General features: G+C 36.8%; 13 protein-coding genes. 5 read left to right on the forward strand and 8 right to left on the reverse strand.

What is annotated here, in order from left to right; genetic code table 11:
- Window positions 1-3: 3 nt before the first annotated feature.
- The 6 genes from IC610_RS06420 to IC610_RS06445 all read right to left on the reverse strand — a co-directional run bounded on the left by IC610_RS06420 (window position 4) and on the right by IC610_RS06445 (window position 5,326).
- A complete protein-coding gene (locus tag IC610_RS06420) occupies window positions 4-1,011 on the reverse strand; it encodes an MvdC/MvdD family ATP grasp protein (protein ID WP_191735728.1) in 1,008 nt (335 codons plus the stop codon).
- Window positions 1,001-1,960: an MvdC/MvdD family ATP grasp protein gene (locus IC610_RS06425; protein WP_191735729.1), complete on the reverse strand. Its 960-nt coding sequence runs from the start codon at window positions 1,958-1,960 to the stop codon at window positions 1,001-1,003. The genes IC610_RS06420 and IC610_RS06425 overlap by 11 nt, the downstream gene beginning before the upstream one ends.
- A gap of 84 nt (window positions 1,961-2,044) precedes the next feature.
- On the reverse strand, window positions 2,045-2,239 hold the full coding sequence (locus IC610_RS06430; protein ID WP_191735730.1) for a microviridin/marinostatin family tricyclic proteinase inhibitor: 195 nt from the start codon (window positions 2,237-2,239) through the stop codon (window positions 2,045-2,047).
- Between the two features lie 116 nt (window positions 2,240-2,355).
- The gene (locus IC610_RS06435) at window positions 2,356-3,141 is read right to left on the reverse strand and encodes an alpha/beta fold hydrolase (RefSeq protein ID WP_191735731.1); all 786 of its coding nucleotides are present in this window, start codon (window positions 3,139-3,141) and stop codon (window positions 2,356-2,358) included.
- 90 nt (window positions 3,142-3,231) lie between these two features.
- The gene (locus IC610_RS06440; RefSeq protein WP_191735732.1) at window positions 3,232-3,951 is read right to left on the reverse strand and encodes a pyridoxine 5'-phosphate synthase; all 720 of its coding nucleotides are present in this window, start codon (window positions 3,949-3,951) and stop codon (window positions 3,232-3,234) included.
- 109 nt (window positions 3,952-4,060) lie between these two features.
- A complete protein-coding gene (locus IC610_RS06445; protein WP_191735733.1) occupies window positions 4,061-5,326 on the reverse strand; it encodes a mechanosensitive ion channel family protein in 1,266 nt (421 codons plus the stop codon).
- 169 nt (window positions 5,327-5,495) lie between these two features.
- Here IC610_RS06445 and IC610_RS06450 point away from each other — a divergent pair, with 169 nt between their 5' ends.
- From IC610_RS06450 to IC610_RS06460, 3 genes are all read left to right on the forward strand, one after another.
- On the forward strand, window positions 5,496-6,671 hold the full coding sequence (locus IC610_RS06450) for a carboxypeptidase-like regulatory domain-containing protein (protein WP_191735734.1): 1,176 nt from the start codon (window positions 5,496-5,498) through the stop codon (window positions 6,669-6,671).
- 68 nt (window positions 6,672-6,739) lie between these two features.
- Window positions 6,740-7,231, forward strand: coding sequence for a DUF456 domain-containing protein (locus IC610_RS06455; RefSeq protein ID WP_191735735.1), 492 nt, complete (start codon window positions 6,740-6,742; stop codon window positions 7,229-7,231).
- Window positions 7,232-7,235: 4 nt separating this feature from the next.
- Complete coding sequence (locus tag IC610_RS06460; RefSeq protein WP_191735736.1) at window positions 7,236-7,730, forward strand: hypothetical protein; 495 nt, start codon at window positions 7,236-7,238, stop codon at window positions 7,728-7,730.
- Here the strand turns inward: IC610_RS06460 and IC610_RS06465 are convergent.
- On the reverse strand, window positions 7,717-8,358 hold the full coding sequence (locus IC610_RS06465) for a uracil-DNA glycosylase (protein ID WP_191735737.1): 642 nt from the start codon (window positions 8,356-8,358) through the stop codon (window positions 7,717-7,719). The two genes, IC610_RS06460 and IC610_RS06465, sit on opposite strands and share 14 nt — an antisense overlap.
- Window positions 8,359-8,424: 66 nt before the next feature.
- Window positions 8,425-8,925, reverse strand: a complete 501-nt coding sequence (locus IC610_RS06470) for a GNAT family N-acetyltransferase (RefSeq protein ID WP_191735738.1) — start codon at window positions 8,923-8,925, stop codon at window positions 8,425-8,427.
- Window positions 8,926-9,053: 128 nt separating this feature from the next.
- On the opposite strand from IC610_RS06470, the gene IC610_RS06475 reads away from it, so the two are divergent.
- Window positions 9,054-11,201 carry an endonuclease MutS2 gene (locus IC610_RS06475; RefSeq protein ID WP_191735739.1) on the forward strand — a complete coding sequence of 716 codons (2,148 nt, stop codon included), beginning with the start codon at window positions 9,054-9,056 and terminating at the stop codon, window positions 11,199-11,201.
- A 5-nt stretch (window positions 11,202-11,206) separates the two neighbouring features.
- Window positions 11,207-11,695 carry a YcxB family protein gene (locus IC610_RS06480; RefSeq protein ID WP_191735740.1) on the forward strand — a complete coding sequence of 163 codons (489 nt, stop codon included), beginning with the start codon at window positions 11,207-11,209 and terminating at the stop codon, window positions 11,693-11,695.
- Window positions 11,696-11,771: the final 76 nt, after the last annotated feature.

Below are 11,771 nucleotides of genomic sequence, written 5' to 3' on the forward strand. Positions count from 1 at the left end.
AATTTAGATTAGAACTGTATTGTCTCGTCTTTGCGCTTTGTCACACAGCAAATCGGCAATGCTTTTTGAGATCAGATTGCCTCCGGTTAAATTATCGAGCCAGAAAAATTCTCCGGCAGCATTGATTTCTATGAAATAATATTCATCTTCGGGCGACACAATAATATCAATTGCTCCGTAATCAACATTGTACACATCGAGCAATCTGATGATTTTATTTTCGATTTCGGACGGAAGATCAGTTTGAACCCATTTCTGTAAAAGATTGACGCCGTCCTTCCGCCAGTCCACTTTCGCATCTTCAGACTGCTGAGAGTCGATTTCAAAAGTGTAAATATCCTGACCTACAACCGTTACCCGGAGTTCTTTTTTCTTTTCTATTTTCTTCTGAAACTGCATCGGACAGTAGATCAGTCCGTCAAGCTCTTCCAGCTTATCTTCATTGATCAGATTGGTAAAAACCACGTTTTCCACACCATCTTCGTAGATCGCGAAACCGGTCTGCATCTTGGTGATCACCTCTTTGTTTTCGGCAATAAATACTCTGGCTTCGTCGGGATTATTGGTGATGCAGGTTTCAGGAATTTTAAAACCAATTTTAGAAGCTATTTTCAACTGTTCTTCTTTGCTGTCCAGTCTTCTGTAAACACTCGGTTTTCCGAGAGAATAGCAATTCAGAGATTCCAGAAACCCGAAAAGTGTATTTCTGATTTCGCCCATGGCAGCGCCGAAAAATTTACCTTCAAGTTCCTCTTTCAGTCCATTTCCGATATTGTAGGCACGTCTGTACCAAACGGTGGCGATGTCATCAAGACGGAATTTTCCATCAGCATTTTCCAGAAAGCTTTCCCAGTTTCCATTTTGGTAGCCTGTGCTGAGTTTATTGTGTAAAGGATAAAGGTCAACATCAAAACGGATCACCTCGAAACCGTTTGCTTCGATATATTCCGTGACTTTATCGATTGAGAAATTATCTTCGGTATGGGTTATAATTAAAATTTTATTCTTCATGGTCTTCTATTCTTTTTAAAAGATGATCGGCGATTCTTTCGGCAACAGGAAATCCGAGTTCTTTCTGCAGCATTCCCCACTCTCCCTGTGGATTGACTTCAAGAAAATAATACCCTCCATCTGTACTTTTGATCATATCGATGGCACCAAAATACAGTCCCATCTCTTTCATCATCGAAGTGAGATTCATTTTGATTTCCTGAGGAAGCTGATCAACAGACCAGAAATAATTTTCCTGAGTAACACGCCAGTCGGTATTTTCACTGTTGTTGATTTTCCCTGCAAAAAACTCACCATCAAGATACACAATTCTGAGTTCATACTCTTTTTCAATATACGGCTGAAAAATCATAGGGCTAAAAACGACATCCGAAAGATTTTCAATATTCGACTGATCAATGATCACTGTGGAAACCATATTTTCTCCACTCATACTTTTAGACAAAACGCCATGCAGCTTGGCAACAGCTTTACCGTTGCATTTTTCATTCAAAAAATTTCGAATTTGAACTTCATCGTTCGAGAAAAGTGTTTCCGGAATCTTTAAGCCATTTCTTTCTGCTATGCTGAGCTGAAGCATTTTGTTGGCATCAATCTTTTTTTCGTTTTCTAAAGGATTGATCCACGGAAGGTGTTCCAAAAGACTGAAAAGGTTGGTTTTGAGTGTTTCATATTCACTGATAAAAATATCGCTGAAACTTTCATCAAGATCTTCTGGCGGCTTCACCCTCCATGCTTTGCGGTGCCAGACTGCTTTGATGTCTTTTGAATGTACAGTATTTCCGGTATGGTCAGTAATGGTAAAAGAATTCGGACTGACATTGATCTTCTGACTGTGATTAAGCTGATCAGAATTGAGCCTGTAAAAAGAAATATTCTTCGAAGACAGATACTCAAAGAACAGATCAACCGTATAAAAATCCTGAGAATGGGTGATGCAGAGAATCATGATAGGCCTTTATAAAAAGAGGAAACTTAGCGGTAAGTTTCCTCAAATATCAATTTGTAAATATGAATAATATTAAAACGGCTTTTATACCGTTGATTCGTCACCGTCTGAAGGATACTTCATAGTCTGTTGAGTATCGTAAGCAGGTTTAGTAACGCCATCGCGAAGAGGACTTGTTGCTCCTACGCTGCTGCTGCCACCTTTCACCTCTTTAGGATCTTTAATCTGATTTTCTAAAAATGAAGCAAAGAACGGTTTTTTTAACTTTTTCTTTTCCATAACACATTTTTTTTATTGATTTGATAGAACTAAGTTACAAAAAATTTATATCAGGACATAAAAAATATTAGGTTTATGAAAAATTTAACCTTTAAAGTGAAAACATTTAACATTCATTAAATTCCAAGAAATTTTTTAACTACCTTACTGAATTCCAAAGGATTATCCGCCTGAACCCAATGTGCAGCGTTGCTCACCTTTACGATTTCGGCTTTCGGAAACTGCTGTCTGATAGCAAAGCTATCCTGAGGTAAAATGTAATTTGATTTTTCACCGGCTATAAACAATGTTTCGCCCTCAAAAACTCCGTATTTGATCGCGTTTGAGACAAACTGATTGTATTTTTCTGAGAGCGTTTTAAGATTAAATCTCCAGTTGAGCTTTTTAGTGTCTCCGTTTTCTTCCCAGTACAGATTTTTAGCAAGAAACTGAATCGTTGATTTTTCAGGAATATATTCTGTTAAGACTTTTTCAACCTCACCTCTAGATTTCACCTCATCAAAATTGACAGTTTCCAGGGCTTTAATTATGCCTTGGTGATGTGGCGGATAGGCTTTTGGAGCAATATCTACGACGATTAACTTTTCAACCTTTTCAGGATAATTCAATGCAAACTGCATTACGGCTTTTCCACCTAAAGAATGTCCTAAAACGTGGGTTTTTTCTATCCCGTGATGACTCATGTAATTGGCGATGTCGTTTGCCAAATCATCATGTGACATCTCATCGGAATGGAAACTCCGGCCGTGATTTCTGAGGTCAATTAAATGAACCGGCAAAAATTCGCCCAGTTCTTTCCCGAAGCTCCCCCAATTATCGAGCATTCCAAACAAACCATGAAATACTAAAAGTGGTGTTGACGAAAGGTTTTCGCCGAATATTTTTGAATGAAGAATTTCCATATACATTTTTTTTAAGGATGGAAGCTGGATGCTGGATGTTAGCAACTACATTGTTTAAATCCTGGTTTCTGCCACTTAGCTTCCAACATATTACCATTTCGCCAATCTTTTCAGATATGCCTGAACTGTATTTTCCATTCCCATATACAAAGCTTCTGAAACCAAAGCATGTCCAATGGAAACTTCCAGCAAATTTGGGATGTTGTCTGCAAAATATTTTAAATTGTCTAAGCTTAAATCGTGGCCGGCATTGACTCCCAAACCGAATTCATTGGCAACGACCGCGGTATCGTAATAAGGTTTGATCGCCTCTTCTTTATTTTTTACATAATCTTTAGCGTAAGCTTCAGTGTACAGCTCGATTCTGTCAGCGCCAGTTTTAAAAGCATATTCTACCAATTCAGGTGTTGGATCCAGAAAAACAGAAGTTCTGATTCCAGCATTTTTAAATTCACCAATAATTTCAGTCAGAAAATGGAGATGCTTTTTCGTATCCCAGCCCGCGTTGGATGTGATGGCGTCATCAGCGTCAGGAACCAGAGTAACCTGTTCAGGTTTCACTTCCAAAACCATATCGATAAAATCTCTGTGCGGATTTCCTTCAATATTAAATTCGGTATGAACCAATGGTTTCAGGTCATAGACATCTTTTCTGGTAATGTGTCTCTCATCCGGTCTTGGATGAATGGTAATTCCGTGAGCACCAAATTCCTGAATTTTCACTGCAGCTTCTGTTACGCTTGGTGTTTCTCCACCTCTTGCGTTTCTGATGGTTGCAATTTTATTAATATTTACACTTAGTTTTGTCATATTGTTGTTGGATGATGGATGTTGGAAGCGGGATTTTAACGCTCCTGCAACTCATCATTTTTAAATTTAATTACTTAAAATATATATTTAAACTGATCACCAATATCTACTATTTAGGCAATCCAATCTGCATAATCTGGAGATCAAATTCTTTAGATGCCACCAAAAGGTGATCAAAAATATCTGCCTGAATCTGTTCAAATTTTACCCATTTTGAATCATTCGCAAAGCAGTAGACTTCCATCGGCAAGCCTTGTGTGGTGATCTCCAACTGGCGAACCATAATCGGGCTTTCTTTATCTACATCAGGATCATTTTCAAGATATTTCTGAGCGTAATATCTGAATACTCCGATATTGGTCAGCTGTCTTCCGTTGATGATTTTATCTTTATGGTCAATAGATGCCTTTTCTAAATTGATTTCTGAAGTTTTTTCATTTAAATAATCCGAAATCAGATTGATTTCTTTCAAACGTTCAATGTCTTCATTATTCAAAAATTTAAATGAATTGATATTAAAAACAATCGATTTTTTAATTCTCCGCGTATTCGATTCAGACATCACCTGCAGGTTTTTGATCTCCGTAGTAAGTAAATCATAGGTTGGAATTGAGGAAATAGTTTTATCAAAATTAGAAATCTTTGTGGTCAGCAAACTGATGTCTAAAATATTTCCTTCAATATTGTATTTCGGAACTCCGATCCAGTCGCCCACCTTCAGACTTTTTGAGGTGGCAACATGAATTCCTGTCACAAAACCTAAAATGGTATCTCTGAAAACCAGTACAAGTACTGCCGTTATCGCTCCTAAACTACCTACAATTGTAGTTCCTTTGATCCCGAAGACTACACAGATGCTTACAATAGTGAAGATAAAAATTCCAAGAATTTTCACAGTTTCGGAAATAGCATTGATGGCCATCACTTTATAAAAATCCTGTTTAATGGTAAAATAACTCCTGAAACCAGTCAAAGACCGGTACAACATTCCTGCAAGAATCAGCACCAAACCCAAGTTGACAGATCTGTGAATAAAAATACTTGTTTTGGGAAGTGCTCCGACAAAAATGGCCTCATGAAGAGATCCTACAGTTGCCAACGCAATAAAATGAGCAAGAGAATTGGTGATTCTGGACTGATAAACTGATTTTAAGATCGGGAATTTATTCTCGTTTCGGAAAAATCTGAAAGTATAGTTGATGATAATTTTAAAAATAAAATCAAGCAAGAGAAAAACACCAACCAGTAACGCAATTTTAAATGCGATAAGAAATACAATATCAAAACCCGACGGTGCAACCTTACTGATATAAATGTAAAGCTGCTCACTCAGTTCCTGAAAAAAACTTTTGGTATCTTTTATTTCATCTTTCATTGCATACAAAACTACGAATTTTAAAAAATCTTTTAAGGCCTTTCAATAAAGGAAAAATCACCAGCGATTAGATTTTTTTATTGGAATTATTTCAAACAAACTAAATATTTTATGAATTATTCATAATAATTTTTTAATTTAGTCATACTAATCCATAAAACTTTAACAAATGAAAAAATTCAACTTATTATTCATTTTAATCTTTATTCTGTCGCTTGGTTCCTGCCGTTCCGATTCTGAAACAGCTGAAACTCCAACAGCAATCACCGTGCAAAACGGAAAAGTAAAAGGAAAAATCACTTCGCAGAATGGCTCAAAATCGATTGGCGGCGCTTCTGTTTTCACTTTTGACGCTCAGTACAAAATTTATCACACGACATCAGATTCAGAAGGAAATTTTACACTGGAAGCTCCGGAAGGCAATCACACCATTTACATTCAGACCGGAAACGGTAGCAACTTCCGAACACAGGCTACGGCAAATATAAAAGCCAATGAAACTGTAAACCTTGAACTGACGCAGACTAAATTGACACAGGTTGCAAAAATCGCTTACGTAAAAGGAACTTACGATAAGATCGAGGATATCATTCAGACCTTAGGCTACACCGCTACAGAGATTACCAATGCAGATCTGGCTAATTTGAACACTCTTGCTCAGTACGACATCGTATTTCTGAATTGCGGATCGAGAAAATTCTCTCAGTTTGCCAATCTTTATCCGGTAATTGAAAACAACCTCGCCGTTTTTGTTGCGAATGGCGGCAGTATTTATGCATCAGACTGGGACGTTGCTTATTTGGTAGGCGGAAACGACAATACCAACAACTGCAATCTTTCCGGAGGATTTATCCCTGATTCTAAATTGTGTTCTAAAAACATCGGTTCTTCAGGAATTGTTCCGGGGACAATAAGCAATGCGCCTTTGGCAACGGCTTTAGGTTTCAACACCCTGAATCTTGATTTCGATCTGGGTGCATGGCAGAAAATTACCAATTATGATCCTGCTTACTGGGAAGTTTTGGTAAAAGAAACAGCTACGAACGATCCATTAATGATCAGAACCAATCAGTTTACAGATAACAGTTTACCTAATATTCCAATTGGAAATGCTCCGACTTTAAACTTTGTAACAGTTTGCATTACGCTATCCAACAACGTTCAAATCAGTATTTCTGTACCACAGGTTGCTGTTCCCGCTTTGGTGGCATTGGGTGCAACTTTAGGCTCATGTTCAGGTGCAGGAAACAGCGGTTATATTTATTATACAGCCTTCCACAATCACGCTTCAGGAAATATCGGAAATGCTGCCGGAATTCTTCAGTATGTGATTTTAAATCTTTAAAAATCGGCTTGGAAATTGATACATAAAAGTGGCCTGAAAAGGTCACTTTTTTTATTAAAAAATAATTTATGGAATACGCTTTAATTGTTTTGCTCAGCATTGTTCTGCTGATTTTAGGTATTATAGGAACAATTCTTCCCGTCCTGCCCGGACTTGTTTTAAGTCTTGCCGGCTTGCTTATCTATAAATATGGAGCAGATGCGGATCTCTCTATGATTTACATTTGGGCATTTGTAATTCTGACTTTGGCTTCAGTCATTTTAAATTATGCCATCCCTGCAAAAGCTACCAAAAAATATGGTGGAACGCGCTGGGGAAGCATAGGTTCGGTGATTGGGACCATCGTAGGAATGTTTATTCCAATTCCGCTGGGATTCCTGGTGGGAATGTTTGCCGGAGTTTTCATTGGTGAACTTTTACACGACAGCAAAGACATGACTAAGGCTTTAAAATCTACAAAAGGAGCCTTTATCGGATTTCTTTACGGTACAGGATTCAGTTTTGTAGTTGGTGTGGCAATGTTTTTAGTTGTAGTTTTGGATCTTACAAATGTTATTTAAAAAAATGTATTACAAATCAATTATTCTAGGTCTTGGATTTTTAAGTTTAATCAACTGCAAATCTCAAAAAGTAAAAAACAACGACATTAAAGTTCAGGTTGCAGAAAATGGCGATGTGAAAACAACTACCAAAGAAGGTGAAATCATCTACTTTAAGGAAGGCGAAAATAAATTTCTGAAGGACTACCAAATGAATGTGACGTTCAAAGGAATTTCTGAAGACAGCCGCTGCCCGAAAGATGTGCAGTGCATTTGGAGCGGTGTTGCCGTTGCACAGCTTGAAGTGATGGCTACCACTTCCCGACCAGGAATTTTACAAATTTCAAGTATCGAAAATAAAGGAAGAAACTATCACAAATCAGCTGATTTCAATGGCTATACGATCTCTCTCGCAGATGTAAGTCCATATCCTGAGTCATCTAATTCAAAGTCCCTTAAAGGAAATTATAAAATTGGAATTATCATTAAAAAGGCCGGAGAAGATACTACCACGAGATAGGTTTTTTCCCTTTTGAAACCAAATACTCATTGATTTTAGAGAAAGGTTTGCTTCCGTAGAAACCTCTGTAAACAGAAAATGGTGAAGGATGCGCAGACCTGATAATAAAATGCTTAGCCGGATTGATCAGTTCGGCTTTTTTCTGTGCAAAAGCGCCCCACAATACAAAAACAACATTCTCTTTTTTATCTGAAATTTCTTTGATAATATAATTGGTAAAGATTTCCCAGCCCAGATCTTTATGAGAATTTGGCGAATGGGCACGAACAGTCAGCGTTGCATTGAGCATTAAAACCCCCTGTTTTCCCCAGTCATCGAGTTCTTTCGAAACTCTGTCGATTCCCAGATCATCTTTTAATTCTGTAAAAATATTTTTAAGTGAAGGCGGTGCAGCAACCTGTTCTGAAACCGAAAAACACAAACCACTCGCCTGAAAATCATTATGATAAGGATCCTGACCGAGAATAACCACTTCCACATCATCAAAAGGCGTGATTTCCAACGCTCTGAAAATCTGTTTTTTGGGTGGAAAAACTTTTGTGGTGGCGTATTCCTGTTTTACTTTTTCCCAGAGTTGTTCGAAGTAGGGAGTGTTTTTTATTGGGGCTAAAATTTCGGTCCAGGTCATGATGTCAATTTGAAAATTTGAAAATGATTTAATTTGAAAATTAGAATTGCAATTCAAATACCATTATTATTTGATGCTAAAAACCAAATTATCCGGAAAACCTTCATCTTCTCTTCCATCTTCCAAAACGAATCCACTTTTCAGAAGAAGACTTTTAGAATTTTCATTAAATTTATTGGTCATCGCAACAATTTCCTGTAAATGTACATCGGTAAAACTAAAATCTACAACCGCTTTTAACGCTTCAGACATAAATCCCTGATGATGAAACTCGGGCAACAGTTCGTAGCCAACTTCTGCCGTTTTTCGGTCTTCTGTAAAATTATACAGACAGATTGTCCCAATTAAATTCTGTTGATTTTTAAGCGAAATTCCAAAGTAAAAAGATTCATTATTCAAAGTTCGTTCTTTGATCATCAGAATAAACTGCAATGCATCATAATTATTTTTGGGTGCATTTCTAATTACATATCTGTTGGTAATTTCATTGCTGCGGATCTTTAAAATATCTTCAACATGATTTTCGCTGAGGGGTTTTAGATGAAGTCTTTCGGTTTCCAGTTTCATAAGCCAAATTTAACTAAATGATTTGAAATTTGAAGTTTGAGATTTGAGATTTATAATACATTTTCAAATTCTCAAATTAACACATTTTCAAATTAAATTCTCATTTTCAAATTAATTATCTTTGCAAAGTGTATATAGATAAAGAAGATTTAGACGAACTGGAGTTTCCGCAACTGCTCGCGGAGATTGCTCCTTTTGCATATTCCCATAAAACGAGAGAAAAAATTCTTGAACTCCGTCCGATGAAAATTGACGAAGCTGAAATTTCGTTAAAAAAAACCTCAGAATATCTTTCAAGTTTTGAAAGTTCAAATGCGATTCCGTTTGATGAATATGAAGATATTGAGAACGAACTGAAACTGATGCTGATCGAAAATTACCGGTTGGAAAACGTTGCTTTCATCAAAATAAAAACCCTCACAGAACAGATTGGAAAACTGCAGAAGTTTTTCCCCACAATGCCAGAAACTTTTCCGAATTTAATTCACGATGTTTCTGAGCTGGAGTTTAAAAAAGAAATCATTGATAAAGTTGATAAGGTTTTCAACCGGTTTGGCGAAGTAAAAAGTGAAGCTTCCCCAATTTTAAAAGTGTTGAGAACGGAAATTCAGCATGCTAAAAAAGCGATAACTGAAAATTTCAACAGAGCTCTATTCAATTACGGACAGAGTGAATTTCTGGATGACATCAGAGAAACGATCATAGATGATATGAGAGTTTTGGCAGTGAAATCTGCGTATAAAAAAAGAGTTTTAGGAAGAGTTTTAGGACTTTCGAAAACAGGCTCTATAACTTACATGCAGCCGGATTCTGTGGTGAAACATTACTTCAAACTTAAAGAAAGCGAAGAAGAAGAGAAAAAGGAAATAGATAAAATTCTGAGAAAACTGACTGCGGAACTGGCGGAATTTCAGCCTCAGCTTTGGAGATATCAGATGTATATTTTTGATCTTGATCTCACTCGGGCCAAATCGAAGTTTGCAGAATTAATCAACGGAGTTTTACCGAAAATCAACCGTCACAAAACGTTGAAATTAAGAGATGCATTCCATCCTTTACTGTTTTTGAGAAATAAGATTGAAAATAAAACCATTTATCCTCAGACTTTAGCATTAACGGAACACAACAGAATCATCTGTATTTCCGGACCGAATGCCGGAGGAAAATCAATCACCCTGAAAACCGTCGGATTGCTTCAACTGATGATTCAGAGCGGAATTCTGGTGCCGACGCATCCGAAATCTGAAATGTTTTTCTTTGATAAAATCATGACGGATATCGGCGACAATCAATCTATTGAAAACCATCTTTCAACCTATTCATCAAGACTTAAAAAGATGGGTGGAATTATCCGGGAAGCTGATGGTAAAACACTTTTGCTGATCGATGAATTTGGCACAGGCTCCGATCCTGAATTGGGTGGTGCTCTGGCAGAAAGTTTCCTTGAATTTTTCTACGATAAAAAGAGTTTTGCGATCATTACAACGCATTATACCAACATCAAACTGGTTGTGGAACAGCTTCCGAACGCTCAGAACGCAGCGATGCTTTTCAACGAAGAAACTTTGGAACCGATGTACAAACTGGAAGTGGGCTCAGCTGGAAGTTCGTTTACATTTGAGGTCGCAGAAAAAAATAAAATACCGAGATTCATCATTCATTCTGCAAAGAAAAAAGTGGAGCATGATATCGTTAATTTAGATAAAACCATCGTCAAGCTTCAGCAGGAAAAATATGAAGTTGAGAAACTGAAAACCGACCTTGCCGAAAGAAAAGAATCAGTGGAAGACAAACGCGATAATCTTCAGAAACTGAATGAACAGCTGCAGCAAAAACTCTTCAATTTCCAGAAATTATATGAGGATGAGCACCGCAAACTTCAGTTTGGAAGCAAGATTGAAGCTTTTATCGACGGTTATGTGAAAGGCAGATCAAGGAAGGATGTGGTGAAAGATTTTGTAAAGATTCTCGAACAGGAAAAATTCAGAAAAATTGGAGCTGATAAGGATGAAAGCAAACGGCTACAGGTGGTGAAAAGAAAAATCACGCAACAGCTTAAGAAAGAAGAAGTGATCGAAAAAATCACGGAAACCAACGAAAAAATAGAGGAAAAACGCAAATCGGATCGTGAGCTTTGGATGAAAGTCGGACAGCGCGTGAGAATTACGGGAAGTACGAGCGTGGGAACGATTGAGAAAATTTCGAGGAATAAAGTTACGGTGAATTACGGGACTTTCAAGACTTTGATTAATGCGGATGAGCTGGAAAGAATATAATGTAAATGACGGTAAAAACGCATATCAGTTTTAAGGATTTTCTGAATTTTAATATTAAAAATTCGTTGCCGAGGATCATTATTTTTTCTTTGGTTTTACTTCTGTTTTTTGTATTAAATTTTTATAATTCTGAAAATGGTTCTAATGAAATCTATAAATATGTTCTGATCTGGTTTCCTGCGATTGTAATTTTCATTTTTATCCGATCCTATCTGAGTCTTAAAAACGCATTTCATTCAAATCTGAAAATTCAGGAAGAAATTATCTATACATTCACTGATGAAAAAGTTTATACCAAAGGCGAAACTTTTGAAAGTGATTTTGCGTGGAATACGGTTTATAAAGTAAAGGAAAACAGCAATTGGTTTTTGATTTATCAAAGTAAAACTACAATGAATATGATTCCGAAAAAATATTTTGCCGGGAATGAGATTTTAGATTTAAGAAAAATGATAACGAAAAGCGGCGTGAAAGCGAAGCTTTTTAACCATTAAAACTAAAAGAGAAAAACATACCATTGTTCTCTTTTTACTAACTTACATAGATGATTTCAGAGATAAAAATATTGTG

It is taken from the genome of Chryseobacterium caseinilyticum (assembly GCF_014837145.1).
Classification (GTDB): Bacteria; Bacteroidota; Bacteroidia; order Flavobacteriales; family Weeksellaceae; genus Chryseobacterium; species Chryseobacterium caseinilyticum.

Excerpts from the sequence above, each read along its gene's own strand:
- IC610_RS06420 (WP_191735728.1), bottom strand. The coding sequence starts at position 1,011 with ATGAAGAATAAAATTTTAATTATAACCCATACCGAAGATAATTTCTCA.
- IC610_RS06425 (WP_191735729.1), bottom strand. The coding sequence starts at position 1,960 with ATGATTCTCTGCATCACCCATTCTCAGGATTTTTATACGGTTGATCTG.
- IC610_RS06430 (WP_191735730.1), bottom strand. The coding sequence starts at position 2,239 with ATGGAAAAGAAAAAGTTAAAAAAACCGTTCTTTGCTTCATTTTTAGAA.
- IC610_RS06435 (WP_191735731.1), bottom strand. The coding sequence starts at position 3,141 with ATGGAAATTCTTCATTCAAAAATATTCGGCGAAAACCTTTCGTCAACA.
- IC610_RS06440 (WP_191735732.1), bottom strand. The coding sequence starts at position 3,951 with ATGACAAAACTAAGTGTAAATATTAATAAAATTGCAACCATCAGAAAC.
- IC610_RS06445 (WP_191735733.1), bottom strand. The coding sequence starts at position 5,326 with ATGAAAGATGAAATAAAAGATACCAAAAGTTTTTTTCAGGAACTGAGT.
- IC610_RS06450 (WP_191735734.1), top strand. The coding sequence starts at position 5,496 with ATGAAAAAATTCAACTTATTATTCATTTTAATCTTTATTCTGTCGCTT.
- IC610_RS06455 (WP_191735735.1), top strand. The coding sequence starts at position 6,740 with ATGGAATACGCTTTAATTGTTTTGCTCAGCATTGTTCTGCTGATTTTA.
- IC610_RS06460 (WP_191735736.1), top strand. The coding sequence starts at position 7,236 with ATGTATTACAAATCAATTATTCTAGGTCTTGGATTTTTAAGTTTAATC.
- IC610_RS06465 (WP_191735737.1), bottom strand. The coding sequence starts at position 8,358 with ATGACCTGGACCGAAATTTTAGCCCCAATAAAAAACACTCCCTACTTC.
- IC610_RS06470 (WP_191735738.1), bottom strand. The coding sequence starts at position 8,925 with ATGAAACTGGAAACCGAAAGACTTCATCTAAAACCCCTCAGCGAAAAT.
- IC610_RS06480 (WP_191735740.1), top strand. The coding sequence starts at position 11,207 with ATGACGGTAAAAACGCATATCAGTTTTAAGGATTTTCTGAATTTTAAT.